The 19,153-nt window shown below is 67.7% G+C and carries 18 protein-coding genes, 3 pseudogenes and 1 other annotated feature; of the genes and pseudogenes, 9 read left to right on the top strand and 12 right to left on the bottom strand.

Annotated elements, in window-relative coordinates; all coding sequences use genetic code 11:
* Positions 1-64: 64 nt before the first annotated feature.
* The 4 genes from HF577_RS16010 to HF577_RS15995 form a co-directional block, all read right to left on the bottom strand.
* The gene (locus HF577_RS16010; RefSeq protein WP_169396657.1) at positions 65-1,702 is read right to left on the bottom strand and encodes a GH39 family glycosyl hydrolase; all 1,638 of its coding nucleotides are present in this window, start codon (positions 1,700-1,702) and stop codon (positions 65-67) included.
* 106 nt (positions 1,703-1,808) lie between these two features.
* Positions 1,809-2,624: a carbohydrate ABC transporter permease gene (locus tag HF577_RS16005; RefSeq protein WP_312859163.1), complete on the bottom strand. Its 816-nt coding sequence runs from the start codon at positions 2,622-2,624 to the stop codon at positions 1,809-1,811.
* A gap of 118 nt (positions 2,625-2,742) precedes the next feature.
* The gene (locus HF577_RS16000) at positions 2,743-3,588 is read right to left on the bottom strand and encodes a carbohydrate ABC transporter permease (RefSeq protein ID WP_312859162.1); all 846 of its coding nucleotides are present in this window, start codon (positions 3,586-3,588) and stop codon (positions 2,743-2,745) included.
* Between the two features lie 178 nt (positions 3,589-3,766).
* The gene (locus tag HF577_RS15995) at positions 3,767-5,065 is read right to left on the bottom strand and encodes an ABC transporter substrate-binding protein (RefSeq protein WP_169396654.1); all 1,299 of its coding nucleotides are present in this window, start codon (positions 5,063-5,065) and stop codon (positions 3,767-3,769) included.
* Between HF577_RS15995 and HF577_RS15990 the strand changes: the two genes are divergently transcribed.
* The gene (locus tag HF577_RS15990) at positions 5,064-6,284 is read left to right on the top strand and encodes a LacI family DNA-binding transcriptional regulator (protein WP_211174353.1); all 1,221 of its coding nucleotides are present in this window, start codon (positions 5,064-5,066) and stop codon (positions 6,282-6,284) included. The two genes, HF577_RS15995 and HF577_RS15990, sit on opposite strands and share 2 nt — an antisense overlap.
* Positions 6,285-6,957: 673 nt before the next feature.
* Positions 6,958-7,629: an SAM-dependent methyltransferase gene (locus tag HF577_RS15985; RefSeq protein WP_246266430.1), complete on the top strand. Its 672-nt coding sequence runs from the start codon at positions 6,958-6,960 to the stop codon at positions 7,627-7,629.
* Here HF577_RS15985 and HF577_RS38395 read toward each other — a convergent pair.
* On the bottom strand, positions 7,620-8,102 hold the full coding sequence (locus HF577_RS38395) for a methylenetetrahydrofolate reductase (RefSeq protein WP_246266436.1): 483 nt from the start codon (positions 8,100-8,102) through the stop codon (positions 7,620-7,622). The genes HF577_RS15985 and HF577_RS38395 overlap by 10 nt on opposite strands.
* A gap of 39 nt (positions 8,103-8,141) precedes the next feature.
* Between HF577_RS38395 and HF577_RS38390 the strand changes: the two are divergent.
* A pseudogene (locus HF577_RS38390) lies at positions 8,142-8,287 on the top strand (ribonucleotide-diphosphate reductase subunit beta); the annotation flags it as partial.
* Positions 8,288-8,346: 59 nt separating this feature from the next.
* On the opposite strand, the gene HF577_RS15975 reads toward HF577_RS38390, so the two are convergent.
* From HF577_RS15975 to HF577_RS15960, 5 genes are read right to left on the bottom strand one after another with little or no spacing between them, the layout of a single operon-like run.
* Complete coding sequence (locus HF577_RS15975) at positions 8,347-9,003, bottom strand: ABC transporter ATP-binding protein (protein ID WP_169396653.1); 657 nt, start codon at positions 9,001-9,003, stop codon at positions 8,347-8,349.
* Positions 9,000-9,263: an oligopeptide/dipeptide ABC transporter ATP-binding protein gene (locus tag HF577_RS38385; protein ID WP_246266429.1), complete on the bottom strand. Its 264-nt coding sequence runs from the start codon at positions 9,261-9,263 to the stop codon at positions 9,000-9,002. Before HF577_RS38385 ends, HF577_RS15975 begins: the two co-directional genes overlap by 4 nt.
* The gene (locus HF577_RS38380; protein ID WP_312859161.1) at positions 9,263-9,940 is read right to left on the bottom strand and encodes an ATP-binding cassette domain-containing protein; all 678 of its coding nucleotides are present in this window, start codon (positions 9,938-9,940) and stop codon (positions 9,263-9,265) included. Before HF577_RS38380 ends, HF577_RS38385 begins: the two co-directional genes overlap by 1 nt.
* Complete coding sequence (locus HF577_RS38375; protein ID WP_246266428.1) at positions 9,937-10,878, bottom strand: ABC transporter permease; 942 nt, start codon at positions 10,876-10,878, stop codon at positions 9,937-9,939. The genes HF577_RS38380 and HF577_RS38375 overlap by 4 nt, the downstream gene beginning before the upstream one ends.
* Before the next feature lie 9 nt (positions 10,879-10,887).
* Complete coding sequence (locus tag HF577_RS15960; RefSeq protein WP_169396652.1) at positions 10,888-11,595, bottom strand: AAA family ATPase; 708 nt, start codon at positions 11,593-11,595, stop codon at positions 10,888-10,890.
* A gap of 743 nt (positions 11,596-12,338) precedes the next feature.
* Here HF577_RS15960 and HF577_RS15955 point away from each other — a divergent pair.
* Both HF577_RS15955 and HF577_RS15950 read left to right on the top strand, forming a co-directional pair.
* Positions 12,339-12,851, top strand: a complete 513-nt coding sequence (locus HF577_RS15955; RefSeq protein ID WP_169396651.1) for a nitroreductase/quinone reductase family protein — start codon at positions 12,339-12,341, stop codon at positions 12,849-12,851.
* A gap of 32 nt (positions 12,852-12,883) precedes the next feature.
* The gene (locus HF577_RS15950; RefSeq protein ID WP_169396650.1) at positions 12,884-13,276 is read left to right on the top strand and encodes a MerR family transcriptional regulator; all 393 of its coding nucleotides are present in this window, start codon (positions 12,884-12,886) and stop codon (positions 13,274-13,276) included.
* Here HF577_RS15950 and HF577_RS38370 read toward each other — a convergent pair.
* Positions 13,273-13,500: pseudogene (locus tag HF577_RS38370) on the bottom strand (hypothetical protein); the annotation flags it as partial. The gene HF577_RS15950 and the pseudogene HF577_RS38370 sit on opposite strands and share 4 nt — an antisense overlap.
* 65 nt (positions 13,501-13,565) lie before the next feature.
* Here HF577_RS38370 and HF577_RS15940 point away from each other — a divergent pair.
* The 4 genes and pseudogenes from HF577_RS15940 to HF577_RS15925 all read left to right on the top strand — a co-directional run.
* A pseudogene (locus tag HF577_RS15940) lies at positions 13,566-14,314 on the top strand (IS3 family transposase); the annotation flags it as partial.
* Positions 13,865-13,999 (top strand) — a sequence feature (AL1L pseudoknot). Its footprint overlaps the pseudogene before it by 135 nt.
* Before the next feature lie 1,550 nt (positions 14,315-15,864).
* Positions 15,865-16,389 (top strand): hypothetical protein, encoded by a 525-nt coding sequence (locus HF577_RS15935; protein ID WP_169396649.1) that lies wholly within the window; start codon positions 15,865-15,867, stop codon positions 16,387-16,389.
* 441 nt (positions 16,390-16,830) lie between these two features.
* Positions 16,831-17,298 carry a hypothetical protein gene (locus tag HF577_RS15930; protein WP_169396648.1) on the top strand — a complete coding sequence of 156 codons (468 nt, stop codon included), beginning with the start codon at positions 16,831-16,833 and terminating at the stop codon, positions 17,296-17,298.
* A 12-nt stretch (positions 17,299-17,310) separates the two neighbouring features.
* Positions 17,311-18,666 carry a flotillin family protein gene (locus HF577_RS15925; protein ID WP_169396647.1) on the top strand — a complete coding sequence of 452 codons (1,356 nt, stop codon included), beginning with the start codon at positions 17,311-17,313 and terminating at the stop codon, positions 18,664-18,666.
* Between the two features lie 335 nt (positions 18,667-19,001).
* On the opposite strand, the gene HF577_RS15920 is transcribed toward HF577_RS15925, so the two are convergent.
* The coding region (locus HF577_RS15920; RefSeq protein WP_169396646.1) for a transposase at positions 19,002-19,153 on the bottom strand (152 nt) is incomplete at its 5' end.

The following is a 19,153-nucleotide window of genomic DNA, read 5'->3' as shown; positions in this document are numbered from 1 at the left end:
CCGGCACGCCCGGATCGGTCCATGCCATCTCGGCGGACGCGGGAAACCGAACGGCGGACGCACCTCACGTCGCTTGCCTCACCGACATCACCGCCCACGGCGAGAGGTCGACATCAATTTCGAGCGTGCCGCTGTCGGGCACCGTCAGCGTAAACCTGCGGAGCGAGTCCGCGACTTCGCTCAGGTACTTGCTCTCGGTGCGAGACAGATTGAGGGGGGAGCTGAGATTGTACCAAGCTTCGGCGACGTTCCCGTGCTCCCAGTCCATAATTTCGACCAGGAAAGTCCTCCCCGGCAGGAGTTCACCGATCGAGTGCCGGATCCTACGGTTCGGGCCCACCCCGGCCAGGGCACGCGTCGCCGAATACGAGTTGGCCGAGCCAGGCGACTTCATGGCCATGTCGTCGGGGTAGTTGAAGAACAACGCTGACACGGCGGACGTCCGGCTGTCCCGGGTCACGACGCCGTCGGCCGCCGCGAGGAGCAGTCGGTCACCGAGCTGTTCGAGCATCCTGAATGCGTGAAAAGTGGGCTTGTGGATCCCGGCCTCGTTCACGATCCCGAACCCGCCGTGGAACGGTCCGAGCCCGGCTCCGCCCTCCTCGAACACGTCCGTGAAGGTCCAGTAGGAGATCGAGTCGGCAAGCGTGGCGCACTTCAGGTACGTCCGGGTGATGAACGTCGCCGCGAACAAGGTGTCGTGGATGAAGTCGCGGGCCGACGGCGAGGTCGACCACTCGGTGATGTGGATCTCCGCGTCCGGATACTCGCTCTTCGCCACGAGTTCCCGCAGGAGGGTGAGGTCGTCCAGCGTCGCGTCGGCATAGCGGGAGATGTGCACCGCTTCACCGTCGGCGCCGTACGCGAAGTCGGTCGGGTACGTGTGGGTGGAGATGAAGTCGATCGGGAGTTCGCGCTCCGCGCACCAGTCGATGAAGTCCTCGATCCACACCGGCTGCCAGTCGAGCGCGTCCACGTCCGGGGCCCCGGCCGTCTCGTGCTGCGCCGAGCGGTCCTCGACTTCGCCCTTGTAGCGGTCGTCGGGCACGAAGACGCTCGTGGAAGGTCCGCCGACCTTCAGCTCGGGATCAATTTTCTTGATCGCCAGCACGGTCTGCTCGTAGAGCTCGAAGTACTCCGTCTTCGTTCCCGTCCAGAAGTGCGGGACCAGGTTCGGCTCGTTCCACACCTCGAATCGCCATTCGCGCACTTCTGCGAGCCCGTACCGGTCGATCCAGTGTTCGACCGAGCGGGTGACCAGCTCGACCCAGCGAGCCATGTCCTTGGGCGGGCTGCAGTGCGCACCCCACCAGAACACCGTCTCGTGCACCGTCGCCAGCTCGCGGGGCATGAAACCCAGCTCGACGAAAGGACGGGCCCCGGACTCCAGGATGAAGTCGAACACCTTGTCGACATAACTGAAGGTGTACACCGGCGCAGCGAGGGGAGAGTTCGGGCCGAATCCGTGACCATAGCTCTCCCGGTACACGAACATGTCGTCGTGGAAGACACCGTGAAACCGGATGAAACGAAATCCGCAGGCATCGACCGCCTCGCCGAACTGCTGCTGCCAGTCCGCTCGCAGCGCCTCGTTCGCCCGTCCGGCGCCCACGCACTCCGACCAGATGTGCGGGAGCGGGCTCTCCTCGCGCAGGTCACCGTCGATCCGGAGCAGAGGTGCACCCGGAAGGTCGTTCGTCATGGCCTCAACTTCCGCAGAGTCGAATGTGGGTGACGGGCTTTCGCCGCGCGTCCGGGTTGCCGACCCCGATCCGGGGTCGACATCGATGTGCTGAGCCGCCCCGGCCCTAGCCCTTGACGGCGCCGAGCGACACGCCTTCCTGCCAATAGCGCTGCAGGCAGAGGAACGCGACGATCAGCGGGATGATGGTGAGCAGCGCGGCCGTGATCACGAGGTTCTGGATGAGGGCGCCGCTCCCCGCGGTCGAACCCAGCTTGTTCCACTCGTTGAGCCCGATGGTCAGCGGATACCAGTTGGGATCCTTGAGCATGATCAACGGCAGGAAGTAGTTGTTCCAGATCGACACGAACGAGAAGAGCAGAACCGTCACGCTCGCCGGCGCAAGCAGCGGGGACGCGACCTGGAGGAAGATCCGGAACTCCCCCGCACCGTCGACCTTCGCCGCATCCAGCAGTTCCGTCGGCACGGCGTCGGCCGCGAACACCCACATCAGGTACAGCCCGAAGGGGTTGATGAAACTCGGGATGAGGACGGCCCACGGGGTGTTGGTGATCCCGAGCTGGGCGAACAGCAGGAACTGCGGGATCGCCAGCGCGATGCCGGGCACGGCGATCGATCCGAGGATGACGAACAGGAGCACGCGCTTGCCGCTGAAGTGGAGCTTCGCCAGTGCGTACCCGCCGAGGGCCGCCAGGAAGGTCGACCCCACCGCGCCGACGACGACGTAGATGACGGTGTTGAGGAGCCACCGGGAGAAGATCCCGTCCTGGTACCGGAACACCTCGACGATGTTGTCCCACAGCGCGAAGTGCTGACCTGGCGCGAGCCCGAACGAGGAGATGAAGTCGTCCTGCGACTTGGTCGCATTGATGACCAGCCAGGCGAGCGGCAGCAGGCTGTACAGCGCGAACAGCCCTGTCACGACCGTGAGCGTCACGCTCTTCCGGGGGTTCTCGATGCTGTGGAAGCGCCCCCGGCGGGAACGAGGCATCGCGGTGCGTGAGGTCGCGACGCCGGGTTCTCCGGTTCCGGCGCGACCGCTAGTGATCGAAGGCATTCTTCAGTCCTCTGATCTGGACGGCGTAGGCAACCGCGATCGTGATCGCCGCCATGACGAGCGCGAGCGCTGCCGCATAGCCCTGTTGAGATCCGGTGAACGCCAGGTTGTACGCGTAGAGGTTGGGCGTGTAGTTGGTGGTGATGCCGCTGTTCGCCACCAGGGACGGCAGGATCTGGGGCTCGTTGAAGATCTGGAACGTCCCGATGATCGAGAAGATGACCGCGATCACCAACGAGCTCCGCAGGGCAGGCAGCTTGATCTTGCGGACCACCTGGAACTCGTTGGCCCCGTCGAGTGCGGCGGCCTCGTACAGGTCGCGGGGCACGGCCTTCAGCACGGCGTAGAAGATGAGCATGTTGAAGCCGGTGAACGCCCAGGTCACCATCACCCCGATGGAGATGAGCGTGGTACCGGGACCGAACGGGTTGAGGTCCGTGCCCAGCGCCTTGTTGAGGCTCCCGAACAGGCCGTACTTGACGCCCAGCATGAAGCCCCACATGAGCGTGGAGACCACCGCGGGCACCGCGTACGGGAGGAAGATCGACACCCGCATGAACTTGGCACCGTGCAGGCGCTTGGAGTCCAGCGCCAGCGCGAGTGCCATCGCGAGGATCAGCATGACCGGCACCTGGATGAGCGTGAACCAGAAGACCCGGCCCACGCCGTCCCAGAACTGCGCGTCCTGGAACAGCTTGGTGTAGTTGGCGAGTCCGGTGAACTTGTTGCCGCCGATGAGCTTCTGCTGGAAGAGGCTCAGGTAGGCGGCATACAGGATCGGTATGACGTACACGAGCAGGAACAGCAGCGCGAAGGGCGCGACGAACACCAGCCCGATCTGCTTCTTCCTGTGCTTTCGGACCGGTGTCCGGTGTTGCGTCGCGGATCGCGATGCCACAGCCTCGACCGTGCCGTCCGGCCGACCGGCATGGTCCACGGCCGCGGTGTTCCTCGTCATCGGTTCCATTCCCAGACTCGCCTCCTTGCGCCGCCCTGACGGGAACCCGCTAGTCCACCTGGAAACCCTGCTCGTTGCCGTACGCGATCATGCGCAGGCGCCACTGGTCGAGGATCCCGGCGAGCGAGCCCTGGCCGCTGGCGTAGAACGGCGCAACGAGGTCGGTGTAGGTCGTTCGGGCCCACTCGAAGAACGGCGGGTACTGCCAGCCGGTCGCCACGTCCTTCGACCCTTCGGCCAGCACGGAACCAACCTTCTGGCCACCGAAGTAGTCGTTGGTCTTGCCCTGGAAGTCCGGGCTCGTCAGCACCGGCTTGTCCGGCACGAAGGCGCCGGCGTCGACGCGGGACGAGAGACCGCCGCCGTGCGTGAAGTACTCGAGGAACTTGTACGCCGCGTCCTTGTGCGCCGCCGCGGCCGGGATGCCGAAGCTGCTTCCGCCGTTCTCGGCCCCGAGCTCCTCGCCCTGGTTCCACTGCGGCATCGGGGCGACCCGGAAGTTGCCGGCGGCCTGGGCCGCGCGCTGCGGCAGCGTCGACGTCAGCCAGCCGCCCGTGACCTGCGCGGCCAGGGTGCCGTCGTTGAGCGTGCGGTTCCAGTCGTCCGACCACGCCGTGACCTTGGTGTTGACCAGGCCCTCGTCGAGCATCTTCTGCCAGAACGCGACGGCCTTGGCCGTGGCCGGGTCCGTGAAGTCGATGTGCACCTTGTCGCCGTCCACCGTGAAGGGACGACCGCCGGCCTGCCAGATGAGCGAGAGCAGGAAGAAGATGTCCCCGGTGTCCTGGGCGATGTAGTAGTCGCTGCCGAGCGCGTGGATCTTCTTGGCGTCCTGGTAGTACTCGTCCCAGGTGGCCGGAGGCTGGTCGATGCCGGCCTTCTTGAAGGTGTCCTGGTTGTAGAACATGGCGACCGGACCGTAGTCGGACGGCAGCGCATAGGTCTTGCCGTCGACGGTCACGTCGTTCCAGGCGGCGTCGACGAAGTCGTTCTTGACGCTGTCGACACCGTATTTCCCGAGATCCTCCAGCTTGCCCGGGATGGCGAAGTAGGGCACCGCAAAGTACTCGAACATCGCGACGTCCGGCACACCGGAGCCGGCCTGGATCGCGTTGTCGAGCGCCGTGTACTCGTCGGTCGACGAGCCGGCGTTGACCACGTTGACCTTGATGTTGGGGTTCGCTGCCTCGAAACCGGGCACGGCCTTCGCGACGGTGTCGTCCCAACCCCACACCGTGAGGGTCACCGGACCGTCGCCGCTATCGGCCGACCCACTCGAGCAAGCGCCCAGTACGAGCATCGACACGAGCGCCGCGGAAATGAGCATCGCGGTCTTGCGGAGCCTCATGAGCCGCCTCCTCCTCGAGATGACCCGAAAACATTTCGCATCCTTTTCGAATGTCCCGGCAAGTTACGTGGCACCCATCGCCACGTCAAGCCCTCGCCTCGCCGTCCGCGGACTGAGCCGGATGCGTGTAGGGTGCGCATCGTCCGAAACAGTTTCGAATGCGAGCGGAGTCACGATGGGTCGCCGGTCTGGTGCTGGACGAGCCACCCTCGCGGATGTCGCCCGGATGGCCGGTGTCTCGCCTGCGACCGCCTCGAAGGTCCTCAACGGGCGCAGCGACGTGGGAGCGAACACGCGTGACCTCGTCCTCGGCGTCATCGCCGAGCTCGGCTACAAGCCGACGACGGCGCGGCGAGATCTGCAGCGCGAGCGGACGCTCGTCACGGTGCTCGACGTCGTGGAGTCCCGCTACGCCGGCACGGTGCTCCAGGGGATCCTGGTCGCGTCGACCACCGCACAGAGCGAGCTCCTCCTGCGCCTGCCGCCCGAGCAGTGGATCGACACGAACCGGACAGTGGCGTGTGCATGGGTTGCCGAGCTGCAAGCGGCCGGTGTCATCGGCGTCATCGCGCTCGCCGTCGCTGTACCCGACTCGGTGCTCCTTGCCGCAGAGGATGCAGAGCTGCCGGTGGTGACGATCGACCCCATCGACACCACCGACTCCCGTGTCGTCAGCATCGGCTCCACCAACTGGGCGGGCGGCCGGTCAGCGACCGAGCACGTCATCGGACTGGGCCACCGCAGGATCGCCTGGATCGGCGGTCCGCTGGGCTCCACCCCCTCGGCAGAACGCTTCCACGGGTACCAAGCCGCGCTGCACTCGGCAGGCATCACGTCGGATCCCGCGCTGATCCGCCACGACGCGTTCTCCGTCGAAGCGGGAATTCGGCACGGCCACGCCATGCTGGCGCTCGACGAGCGGCCTTCCGCGATCGTCGCGGGCAACGACGAGATAGCCGTCGGGGTGCTCGCTGCGGCCAATGAACTCCACATCGCCGTCCCGGGGGATCTGTCGGTCACCGGGTTCGACGACACACCACAGGCCCGATGGACAACCCCCCGGCTGACGTCCGTCGGGCAGCCTCTCGTCGGCATGGGCCGGATGGCCGTTGAGACCGTCCTCGGCATGGCTGACGGCGTCCAGCCCGCCTCCCGGCACTTGCAGCTGGCGACGACCCTCAACATCCGCGATTCCACGGGCCGTGGCCCTCTGGCCTGAGCCTCCGGTCCGGGACGACGGCCATCGCGAAGGCCTCATCACCCGCGTCGGCTCGATGACGAACGCACCCGTCGCCGCTGCCCACGCCCTGCCGCACACCCGACCGTGCTCGGTGGAACGAGGACGAATGGCCGCCGCCGCGATGAGAAGGATGCGGCGGTCGACGCCGCTGTCGAAGCCCGAAGGCGCGCCGGGAGTGCAGACGGCTCTGCGCGAGCCCGAGGTCAGGAGGTCTGGTCGGACTGACGTTGGAGGTCGGCACCGAGCCGGTCCTGCTCGCGTCGCTGGTCTGCCTCCTCGTCCCGCCCGCCGCCGCCGGCGGCGGCCGCCCGCGCATGCACCAAAGCCCGCGAACCGGCAGAGCCCAGCTGATCACGTCCGGAAATATTCGACGACCCGCCCTTCGCCGAGCACCACGACCGTGCCGGCCGGACCACCCGCCGTCCCAGCCGATCGTCTCGATCACTCCGGCTCCGGTCCCCCCTCTCGAGTCGCGGGAGCGGTGTTCGACCCGACGAGCACCCGCCCACTCCGGGACATCAGGCGACGACCAGCTGCCGAGCACCCGGCTCGGGCGTCGTCGACGACGGCGCAAGGCAGCGAGTCGGTGCCAGGTTGCCGGAGCGGCAAGAGCACTCGCCTCTCAGCGCCTCCGCCGGGCATCGTCTCCACCATGAGCACCGCCATGCCCTTCCCGACCCCCGACGACACCGCGGAGACCTATTGGAACGGCTTCTACCGCAGTCTCGACCGGTCCGTCGACTCCCCACCCGGCCCGAACGCGCTGCTCGTCGAGGAGGTCGGGCCGCTGAGCCCGGGCACCGCACTCGACCTGGGCTGCGGCTTCGGCGGGGACGCCATCTGGCTCGCGACCCAGGGATGGCGGGTCACCGCCGTGGACGTGTCGGGCGCAGCGCTGGAGCGGGCGGGCGAGTACGCCGCGCGAGCCGATGTGGCCGAGCGGATCGACTGGCAACGCCACGATCTGACCGCGACCTTCCCCGCGGGCACCCACGACCTCGTCTGCGCGCAGTTCCTGCACTCGCCGATGGAGCGCCCCGGCCAGCGGGACGCGATCCTGCGACGGGCGCTCGACGCCGTCGCACCCGGCGGATCACTGCTGGTGACCGGGCACACAGGGATCCCCGACTCCATGAAGGACACCCCGTTCGACGTGCACCTGCCGACCACCACCGAGCTGCGCGCCGCCCTCAGACCCGATCCGGCGGTCTGGAGCACCGTGACCGAGCGGGCCGCCACCCGGGAGGCCACCGGCCCGGACGGGCGGTCCTTCACCCACCGAGACATGATGCTGCGCCTGGTCCGGACTCAGGCCTACGCGTAGGGCGGGGCCGGGTCGGACTGGATGTAGCGCAGGACGGCGCGGCGTGCTGCGCGTCGTCCAGCTGACCGACGAGCCACAACGCCATGTCGATCCGGGCGGACACGCCCTGGCTGCTGACAACGGTGCCGTCCCAGCACCCACCGCACGCCGCGGGCGACGCCGACGCCCCGTTCGGCGCGCGGTCCTTCGCAATCCAGTGGGTGGCAGCCACCGGCCCTCGGCGACCTCGGACACCTGCAGCAGGAAGGGTCACCGGCGACGGAAGGCAGGCGCATTGCGGGTTCCGCATCTGCTCTTGGCAGCCAGACCTCGCCGCCCAGCTCGTCGAAGCCGCGGGCGGCGGGCGATTCGGCGGCAAGGCGCAACGACGTCACCAGGTCCACGGTCGCCGTCGAGCGGGTCAGGCTGTAAAAGTGCAGGCCGGGCACGCCCTCGTCGAGTAGACGTGAGCACAGCTCGCCGGGCGCGTCCATCCCGGCGGCCAGACGTACGACCGGGTTGTCGGCGTAGCGTTCCAGGACATCTGCAAGAGTCTCGGCCTCGACGAGGGCGAGCTGTTCAACATGTACCGCGAGGTCCCGTCGATCATCGACAAGGACGCGTGGGCGCTGCGCTTCACCCGAGCCTGTCCGACCCGCACTTCGCCACCGGCACCCCCCGAGGCGGACCGGGGAGCCATGTCGACCTCGGCCGCACCGCCGTCGGTGTTGCCGATGATCAGTGGGACACGCCAGTGAACGGCCGCTCGACCCGGTCCGCCCACACTGCGAGCAGCTCCTCGTCGTGCGAGACCGCGAGCACGCCGGTGCCGTCCTGGGCCCGAGCGGCGACCACGCCGACGAGCGCGGCCGTCGTCAACGCGTCGAGCATCGCGGTCATCTCGTCGCAGATCAGGTACCGCGGCCGAAGCACGAGCGCGCGGGCGAGACAGGCGCGCTGCAACTGCCCGTCGCTCACCTCGTGCGGCCGCCGCCCGAGCAGCTCAGCGGTGAGGCCGACGCGTTCGTGCAGCTCCCCCTCCCAGCTCGGGTCGCGCCCGCGTCCGGTCGCGAGCAGCGGTTCCGCGACGATCTCGCGCAACGGCAACCGCACGTCGGTGGCCAGCCGCGGGTTCTGGAACACGACGCCGACAGCCGTGCGCAGCACACGGGGCGCGCGGTAGCGGACGCCTCGCGCCCGCACGCCGTCGATCTCGACCGCGCCGCCCCACGGGGCGTGCAGGAGCGCCAGCACCCGCGCGAGCGTCGACTTCCCGCATCCGCTCGGGCCTGCCAGCCCGACGACCGCGCCCGCCTCGACCACGAGATCGAGCCCGTCGAGCACCGGGACCCCACGCCCGTATCCGGCGGTGATCCCGCGCGCCATAAGCGTCATGACGCACGCACCGGCGCGCACGCGACGGCCCGTTCGCCGCTCCACACAAGCGCCGGGTCGGCCTCGCAGGTGTGCAGGGAAGGGCGCCGCTGTTCGAATCCGCACCCGGAGGGCAACGCCGTGAGCTCCGGCGGGTGGCCGGGCACGGGGGTGAAGCCCCGGTCGGGCAGCGCGCCGAGCAGGCCCGCGGTGTAGGGGTGCCACGGATCCGCGAAGACCTGCTCCGCGGGACCGATCTCGACGAGTCTGCTCGCGTACATCACCGCGACATCCGTGGCCACGCGCCGGGCGGCGCGCAGGTCGTGGGTGATGAGCAGGACGGCCTGGCCACGGTCAGCCATGCGGCAAGGAGGTCGACGCTTCGGTCGACGAGCGGGCGGTCCAGCCCGGCGGTCGGTTCGTCGGCCAGCAGGACGGGCGGATCACCCGCGAGCGCCGCCGCGAGCCCGACGCGCTGCGCGGTTCCGCCGGACAGTTCGTGCGGGTACCGCTCGAGCATCTCGGGCGGCAACCCGACGTCGTCCGCGAGCCGGCGCACGGTGGCGCGTGGGTCCGGGTCGGTCGGACGCAGCGCGCGCACCGTCTCCACCAGCTGCGACCCGACCCTTCGAACCGGTGTCAGGTGCGTCGCCGCCGACTGCGGCACCAGCCCGATTCGCCGGCCCCGCACCGTGCGCAGCACCGCTTCGGGCGCGTCGAGCAGGTCCCGGCCGTCGAGCTCCACCCGGCCTGCCACCTCGGCGTTCGCCGGCAGCAGCCCGGTGATGGCCGCGGTCAGAACCGACTTGCCGCACCCGCTCTCGCCGACCAGCGCCAGCAGCCGTCCCGGCCGCAGTGTGAAGCTCGCCTCTGTCACCGCGCGCACCGTGTCGGCCCGACCCCGCGCTCCGAGCCGGAACCGCACCGAGAGCTGATCGACGACGAGGGTGTCCGTCACAACCCCAGCTCCGATCGGCGGCGCGGCAGGGCGCGGTCGCGCCACCACGCGGCGATCCCGGCGACCGCCAGCGCCGACGCCACGAGCAGCAGTGCCGGGAACGTCACGATCCACCAGGAACCGAGCAGCACCGCCGCCCGTCCCTCACCGAAGATGTTCCCGATCGACGCGAGGTGCGGCGGGAGGCCGAGGCCGAGAAAGCTCAGTGCCGTCTCGTGCCAGACGGCGTGCGGGAGCAGCACCACGGTCGACAGCGCCGCCTGCGGCACGATCGCCGGCAACAGGTGGCGGCGCAGCACCCGCCACCGCGAGGCACCCCCCGAGATCGCCGCATCGACGAACGGCCGCTCACGCAGCGACAGCACCTCGGACCGGACGATCCGAGCTACACCCGTCCAGTGCGTCAGGGCGATGGAGGCGATCACGGCGACCACCGAGCCGCGGTACAGCGCCACGATGACGATCCCGAGCAGCAGGTGCGGCACCGCGTTCACGGTGTCGACCGCGCGCATGAGCAGCCGGTCGGGCCAGCCGCCGAGCACCCCGGACGTCGCGCCGAACAGCGCCCCCAGCACCGTCGAGACCACCGCGCACACGGCCGCCACCAGCAGCGACACCTGCAGGCCCGCGAAGCTGCGCAGCAGCAGGTCCCGGCCCTGCACATCCGTGCCGAACGGGTGCGCGAACGACGGCGCCAGTCGCACCGACGTGTAGTCGACCAGCCGCTGGTCCAGCCCACCGAGCCAGGGCATGAGCACCGACGTCACGGCGAGCACGACGAGCAGGCCGGCACCGGCCACGAGCCGCGACCGGGCCCGGTCCGCCGCCCGGCCCCTCGGCGTCCCGGCCCGCGGACGCGCCGCCGACCGCCAGCGCGGCTCCGCGTGCACGGCGGTCATCACGGCCCCCGGCCCGTCCGGCTCCACCTCGGTGCTCATCGCGCCCTCTCACCCCGACTCACGTACACCCACACCCCGACTCGCGGTCTGCGTGTGGCCCTCAGCCATCGGCCACCACCCTCGGGTCGGCGAGCAATCGTAGTCGAGCAGGTGCCGTAAATAGCGATCCGGAGCTTCCAAGAAATCACGGGTCAGCCGAACTGGCATGGCCTCGTCATAAGGGACGGGGGTGATCACGCCGTCGTCAGCGATCTCCAGGGTGGTTGCGCCAGGTAATGCAAGCAGGATCGGTGAGTGCGTGGCAACCAGCACTTGGCAGTTCTGTGCGGCGAGGTCTGCCAGCCTGACGATTAGAGCCATACAGCCACGTATCGACAATGCGGCCTCCGGCTCGTCGAGCAGGTAGAGCCCTTCCGGTCCGAAGCGGTGTACGACAAAGTCGAGGAAGGACTCTCCGTGGGAGCGCTCGTGTGGCGAGACCCCGCCGTAGGCAGGTAGCAGTGGCAGTCCGGAGCTGTTCAGGCGCTCGATCTCAGTCGCGACGTTGTAGTAGGACTCGGCGCGAAGGAAGAAGCCATTGCGAGGCTTCACCTGTCCCCAACTGAGTACGAGCTGGCTGGCGAGTGACGATTCCGATGCTCGGGTGCTGAACCTGAAGTTGCGGCTGCCGCCCTCGGGATTGAACCCGGCGGCTGCCGCAATCGCTTCGACGAGCGTCGACTTTCCGCTGCCGTTCTCTCCCACGAGAAAGGTCACACGATGGCAGCGCCAGGCCGCCGGAGCGAGCCAGCCAGGTCACAGCAGGCAGGTTGAACGGGTATCCCTCAGACGCCGCCGATGTCTCGAGCCGGATCATGCGCAGGTATCGCGCGCGTTTGCTTGGCACGGGGCGCGGCCGGCTCATACCGGCCCGCTCGAGCGGGGGGCACTCGGCGCCGGATCGGTGGCTCGGTCGGCGTCGATCGCGACGCAGTCAGCGAGTTTCCCGGCCCGCGCGCGAACTCGTCGAGCACCTGGAGCCACCACGGCCACGACTTCCATTGTGGTCTCAGTGTCGATCTGCACACCACCATCCTGCCGGGAGTACGGAGTACTCACCCGCCGCCTCGCGATTTGAGCTCGGATTCGCACAGACATCGACACCGCGGTCCGACATACCCGCAGCGCTGTAGGGCCGCTGCTCGACGTCGGCGGCCCTGGCGGACTAAGAACTGGTCTCAAAACGGGCTTGGGTCCTCCTGCTGGCCGGGCGCTGGTTGGGGCTGGCTGAGCGTCGACGGGCGTCGTTTGACGGCGCAGATCGACCGCGTGTAGTGCTCGGGCAGGTCCCCCTGGGTCCTCCTCGGCCCGGTCAGCGCAAAGCACGTGCGCTCGGCGACGTCCGTCCCCTCCGCCACCGTTGGTACATCGACGGTGGCCATCGTCCCGCCCGCTGCTAGCGCAGCCCGTCAACATGCAGCTTGACCTTGCCACTGATGTCAGGGCTCTAGCGTGCCGTCATGACCGACGACCTCCAGGAGTGGAACAACCGGATCGTGGCGGAATTCCGTTCAAACGCAGGTTTCGTCCCGTGGAGCAACGAGGAGGACCTGGCCCGCGGGCGCCCAATCCCACCTCTGCTGCCAGGCTTCGACCCGGACGGCGGCGTCCCGATCATCCTGGTCAGCCACACCGGCGCGGCAACCGGCCGCCAACGCACCAATCCACTGATGTACCAGGCAGTGAGCCACGCGTTCGCGATCTTCGGCACCTTCGGCGGAAGCGCGCGACCGCCGGCCTGGTACCACAACATCGTGAAGAACCCCGACGTGACCATCGAGTTCAGAGCCGACGTCACGCGGGCCACTGCCCGCGTCGCCCACGGATCCGAGCGCGAGCGCATCTGGAGCGAGCAGGTTCGACTCATGCCCGCCTTCGCCGACTTCGAACAGGCTGCCGGCCGACAGATCCCGGTCGTCGTCCTCGACCCGACCCAAGGCGCGGGCCGCGTAGATCCACCGCGGCAGCGATGACACGGCCGGTCACGACCCACCAGGGTGATGGCATGGATCCCGCTGCCGACCACCACGACGGGCTACGCATCGGCGAGGTCGCTCGCCGCACCACCACGAGCACCCGCTCGCTGCGCTACTACGAACAACGCGGCCTGATCACTGCCCAACGCGATCACAACGGCTACCGCCGCTACCACCACGACGTCATGAATGTGGTCAACAATCTCCGCCACCTGCTCAGCGCTGGCCTCTCCATCGACGACATCAACAAGTTCGGGTCCTGCGTCCGCTCGCCCGACCTCGACGCGTCCCCTTGCACATCAGCACTCGAGGTCTACGAGCAACGCCTTCAGACACTGGACACCAAGATCGCCACTCTCAACCACCTTCGCGCCAACCTCGCCGAGCAGGCCGAACGTCTGCGCAGGGAGCTACGCGTCTAGGACCTGGACTCTGCCTCTGTGATCGAGACCAGTCGGCGTAGCTTGATGATCGAGACGGCGAGCAGCAGGAGCGGGCGCAGCGTGGTTTCGGTGCGGTCATAGCGCAGTCCGAGGCACTTGAAGCGCAGCAGCCAGGAGACGGTGCGTTCGACGACCCAGCGGTGACGGCCGAGCTTGGTCTTGTCCTCTATCCCCTGCCGGGCGATGCGGACCTTGATCCTGCGGTGGTGCAGGTTGAACCGCCCTGGGTTCTGTGGAGGCTCCTGACCTTGGAAACGAGGATGGAGTCATGCCGAAGGAGCAGTCGCCGGGCAAGCCGACCACGCGGCGGTACTCGGAGGAGGAGAAGGCCGCCGCGGTGCGGATGGTCCGGACCCTGCGCGCGGAGCTGGGCAGCGAGCACGGCACGGTGAAGCGGGTCGCCGAGCAGCGCGGGTACGGGGTCGAGTCGGTGCGGTTGTGGGTGCGCCAGGCCGATATCGACGACGGCCAGACACCCGGAGTGACGACCGCGGAGGCGGCCCGGGTGCGGGAGCTTGAGCAGGAGGTCCGCGAGCTGCGCCGGGCCAACGAGATCCTGAAGCGGGCCGCGACTTTCTTCGGGGCGGAGCTCGACCGCCAACAGCGCAGGTAGTGGCGTTCATCGACGCCCACCGCGACGCCGTGGTCGAAGGGCACCCGCTCGGGGTCGAGCCCATCTGCCGGGTCCTTCAGGTGGCCCCGAGCACCTACTACGCCGCCAAGGCCCGCCCACCCTCGCGGCGGGCCCGCCGTGACGCGGAGCTGGGTCTGGTGCTGGTTGGGTTATGGGAGGACAACTATCGGGTCTACGGGGCGCGCAAGCTGTGGAAGGCCGCCCGCCGCGCCGGCCTCGAGGTCGGCCGTGACCAGGTTGCCCGGCTGATGCGCGTGGCGGGGATCGAGGGCGCTCGACGGACCAAGCGGGTGCGCACGACCCGGGCGGATCCGGTCGCGGCCCGTCACCCTGACCTGGTCGAACGCCAGTTCCGGGCCGACGGACCAAACCAGCTGTGGGTACTCGCAAGCCCAGGACTGTCCAACACAGCACCGTGCTCCACATTTTGCTCCACCCGCACCAGTCAATGCCCTGCCCGGCACACCCTCGATCGTCGAGGTCACTGCAGGTCCTCCCCGAGCTGCGCCCGACGTATCGGACAGCTACACCATTCCTCGGACAATTCCAGCCGCTACAGAGCCCGGCCTCGGCGGCCGGGAAGAGGGCCGGCGGGGTGTTCCTTGACGAGCGGCGCCTGATCGCCGCAGCCGTATCGAAGAACTGCCCGAGTTGCCGCGCAACGAGACCGGCAAGGTCCGCAAGGAACTGTCGCGGCGATGGCCCGGCGAGGCCAAGCTCACCACGTAGCCCCCCGGCGCGCCTGATCCACCGATCGGTAGGGCGAACGTGACGTCGGTGCAGCGTGCCACGGGCACATCACGCCGACGATCACGCTCGACACCGACGCGGTGGGCCGGACGCGGACGCTCGCCGACTCCGCGCCCGTTGTACCGGTGGGGGTCGCGTGAAGCGTCTGCGCTGGTCGGCGCCCGTGCGCTACCGGCAGTTTGCGAACCAAGATCCACTTTTCTGGTCAGCGACGGATGTCTGCCGTTGTACGCGGTGACCCGCGTTGGGGACTGACGGACCTGCCGATCACTGGCCGTCGTTCGTCGATCTCTGTCGATGAAAGGTGGGGGTAAAGCGGAGCACCCACCGGACCGCCAGACCCGACGACCGAACGGCGACCCGGGGCGGCCCTCGACGCCACTGTCGGCCGATCTCGCCGATGGGCGCTCAGCGCCAGCCACACGCCCGCATGGTTCGGTCGTCGATATCCTCGGCTTCGGCCTCCCAGCCGAGACGCCTTGTGCAGCGCGGCCCAGGTCGGCGTGGTGGTGGTCGAAGCCACGTTGTGCGCCGCCGGTCGCCAGGACACCCAGTCGACATCGGTCCGGCAGTGGCGGTGGACGATGGCGTGCGGCGTGCGGCGTCCTCGTCGGCTTCGGCGATCCAGTAACCGTGTCGGTGCTTCGGCCGGAAGGCGGCTCCTACGGACGCCGCAGAGGTACCGGCGATCTTCGTCGACCACACTCTCAGTCGTGCTGATTCATGGGAGTGAACGAGGGGCGGATCTTGCAGGTTCTTATCCGCCTGGCCCCTGACCTGGGGAGAAGCTCCTCCGGCTGGACTCAAACCAGCAACCCTGCGAACTAAGATCCACTTCGTCTGTCGGTGCCGGATGTCTGCCGTTGTGTGCCATGACTTGCGGAGCACCGACGGACCCTGCCGACCACTGGTCATGGTTCGTCGACTTCCGCCGATGGTTGGTGGGGGTAAAGCAGGGCACCCACCGGGACACCCGCCCAGCTGCCGTTCCTCACCGACGCACCCCCTGCCCGTCGACCCGGACGCGCGCGCTGCCCGACCATCCCGCGGATCTGCCTGCCAGACGAGGGCAACGAGCCATTCGGCGCTCTTGGCCGTGCCGTCGGCGCGATTGGGCAGCCTCCACCCGGAACCGGGCCTCATCGATCTGCGATCGCTTCAAGATCCGGGGCACAATGGGCAAGTGTCGCAGCAGCATCCGGTGCCGGGCTCGTCGGACGAGTACCTGGCGTCTGTCGATCCGGTTCTACTGGCCAACCAGAGGGAGCTGGGCACCTTCGTAACATGGCTGGTTGAGCTTCCGGGGATCCGCGATGCTGGTTACGTCTGCGGCATCAACGACGCGGATAGCAAAGCAACGACCCTGCTCTGGGCCGGCGAGTCACCTCTCCACGACACCGTCTGTTCGGAAGCGGCGCGGCGCGGCATCGCACTCACCATCCGCCTCGTGCGCTACTCAAGCGCCCAACTCGACGACGCAGCCAAGCGGCTCTTCGCGAGTGCGGGTCGCCCGGAATGGAGCGGCTTCAATATCACAAGGATATCGGGAACCAACGCCACCGGGGACGGACTTCTCGTCACCGGCGAGTACGACACACCGAGCAAGGCAGCCCAAGACCCGCGACTGCGGGACGCTCTTGCGTTCGCCCGAACGGTCGCGCCGGAGGTTGCAGCCCTTGAGATCGGTCCAGCACCGGTCCCCCTCTAACCTCGTCCGATCGTCTGACGCGATCGTCTCGACGTCTTCGGTGTGTGAACGCGGATTCCCTGCCAGACCCACGGGCGGTGGTGGCCGTTCTGCCCGGTCGCAGTGCTACTCGGTGCCACCTCGTACCGCGGCGTAGCAGCGCTCGTGATGCCTTCCCGCTGCCTTCCCCGTCGGCGAGTCGGCAACGACCCCCCTCTGACGCCAGGCAGCCGCGTGCCCAGCCTGACCCCGGACCGCGCACCGCTTCCCCGACGGGCCTCGACGCCCGTGTGTGGCACGCATTGCTCGTCGGCGGCTGGACATCTCTTGGCAGCCACACGGGTTGCATGCCGTGTCTTCAGGGTGCTCCCCCGCGACCGCCGATCCTCGTGCAACCGGCCAAGTAACACGCTGCTCCGTTGATCCGACTAGATCATCACTGCACCTCGGCGAGGAGCTCGAATGATGATCGGCAGCAGGCAACGCTTGGCGGTGAGCCTAATCCTGATGATCGTCAGCGGAGCGGTCGTCTCCTACGCGTTCTGGGGGCGCGACGGTCTCGAGTTGTTGAGCTGGCTCGCCGGCATCGGCGGCTTCGCTGTCGCACTGGTGATGCTTCCGTTCCATCCGGGCGCCACGGAGCAGGAGGGCAGTTCCGACCGTCGAGACCATAATGACTCAACGATTGACCCTCGATCCGAGCACGGCCCCATGGTCGGGAGGCGCGTCCTTGTGACGGGCCAGGTGCGCAGCGGATCCGTGGGCGAGGTGACTGCCAAGGTAGCCGGCTCGCTCATGGCGTTTCATGCATATCCGGCAAGTCCCAAGCTTGAACTTGCCCGAGGAAGCGCTGCCGTCGTCGTGTCGTTCGACCCCCCGTCCACTGTAAGGGTCCGCTCGGCTGACTCCAGCGATGACGATGACGACTAAGGACGGCACGTAATGGGCTGGTTGCTCACTGCAGAATTCGGTTTCCTCCTCTTCGTAGGAGGCATCGGACTCTTGGTACTCATCCTGTGTCGCCGAACACCGGCGGCAAACGAGGTCATCGTAATTACCGGCCGGAGAAGGCGCCGTGACGCCGACGGCTTGGCTCCGCCGCCGATCAGGATCGCCAACGGATCCGGAACGTATGTGCTGCCGATCCTGCATCGGGCCCAGCGTCTGAACCTTGACCTGAAGGACGCTCCGCTCAAAGTCGAATGCGTCACCAGCCAAGGGGTGCCGATCAAGGTCCACGGGGTCGTGATCTTCAAGGTTGCCGACGACGAGTTGTCAATCTTCAACGCCGCACGGCGATTCATCGACCAGCAGGGCTCGATGAAGCAGCGTGTCACCAACGTCTTCACTGGGCACCTCCGGGCGATCCTGGGCACCATGACTATTGAGGAAATCATCACAAGCCGTGAATCGCTCGCCGAGCGGACCCGGTCCCACTCAGGACTGGAGATGCAGAAGCTAGGTATTCTTGTCGACTCGCTGCAAGTCGACGACATCGTCGACCCGACTGGCTATATTGAGCACCTCCGCGGTGTAGACGTCGCAAGAGTCAAGGCGCAGGCACGGATCGCCGAGGCCGAGAACGAACAACGCGCAGTCGAGGCCGAACAGAGCGCCGCCATCGCTAAAGCAAAGGCCACACGGGATGCCGAGGCGAAGGCCCGTATTAATCAGGCCGAGAACGAACAACGGGCAGTCGAGGCCGAACAGAGCGCCGCCATCGCTAAAGCGAAGGCCACACGGGATGCCGAACTAGAGATTGCCGAGTTCGCCATTCAGACAGAATCGGCCAAGGCTCGAGTCGACGTTGCCTACAACGAATCCTTCGCCAAGGCCTCGCTGAACGTCAGCCGGCAACATACGGAGCTTGCCCACCAGGAGGCGAGGCTCGAGGAGGCCAAGCTCGATGCCTCCGTGCGTAAATCTGCTGAGGCTCACGCCTTTGCGAGGCTTGCCCAAGCTCAGGCCGAATCAGACGCGATCAAGCTAACCGGAAGGGCAGCTGCAGAGGTGCTCACGGCAAAGTCCGCGGCGCTGGTCGAGAACCCGGAGGCGGTGATCTCCCAGCAGTTGGCCGAGGTGTGGCCGGAGATCGTTCGAGCCGCGGCGAAGCCCATGTCGGACGCCGACAACCTCGTCCTGCTAAATGGCAGCCAAGGAATCTCGGACCTACTCATCGGCGCGATCACTCGCGGGGCGGTCGGCATGGACGCGCTGCGCGAGCTGATCCTGCCTGAGCGAAGCAGCCCGGAACGCGAAGCGCCGGTGCCCTTGCGCTCAGGGGACGACGCCGCCTAGCACTAGAGCTGTAGTTGGTGACTTCGCCGGGTGTGGCGGTCCGGGACGTAGTACGGCGACCGCTTGATCACCGCCACAGGGCATAGCGTCGTGATCAGCCGGGAGTCTCTTGCTCAGCGTGACGGCCAGGGGCTTGTTGTCCTGGTGCGCAACGCCAACATTGCCACTCGAGCGCGATCCCGGCCGATGACCCATCCCGCCCAGGGAGACCACGCCGACCGGGTGATGGACTCGATGCTGGTGTTCCAGGCGCTAAACTCACTCTCGCCCCAGCACCGGACGGTCCTGCAGGACGTCTACATCCCGACGGCGTCGAGGGCGCCTAGGAGCTGTCCTCAAAGCCACATTCGTAGGGTGGCCAGGTCGATCATGGCTTGGTAGGACAGGGCGGTCTTGTCGTAACGGGTGGCGATGGCCCGGTACTGCTTGAGCCGGTTGAAGCAGCGCTCGACGACGTTGCGCCGTTTGTAGGCGGTCTTGTCGAAGG

It is taken from the genome of Pseudonocardia xinjiangensis (assembly GCF_012911925.1).
GTDB lineage: Bacteria > Actinomycetota > Actinomycetes > Mycobacteriales > Pseudonocardiaceae > Pseudonocardia > Pseudonocardia xinjiangensis.
Note: the sequence above shows the minus strand (reverse complement) of the source record. Positions and strands in the feature narration are given on the sequence as shown.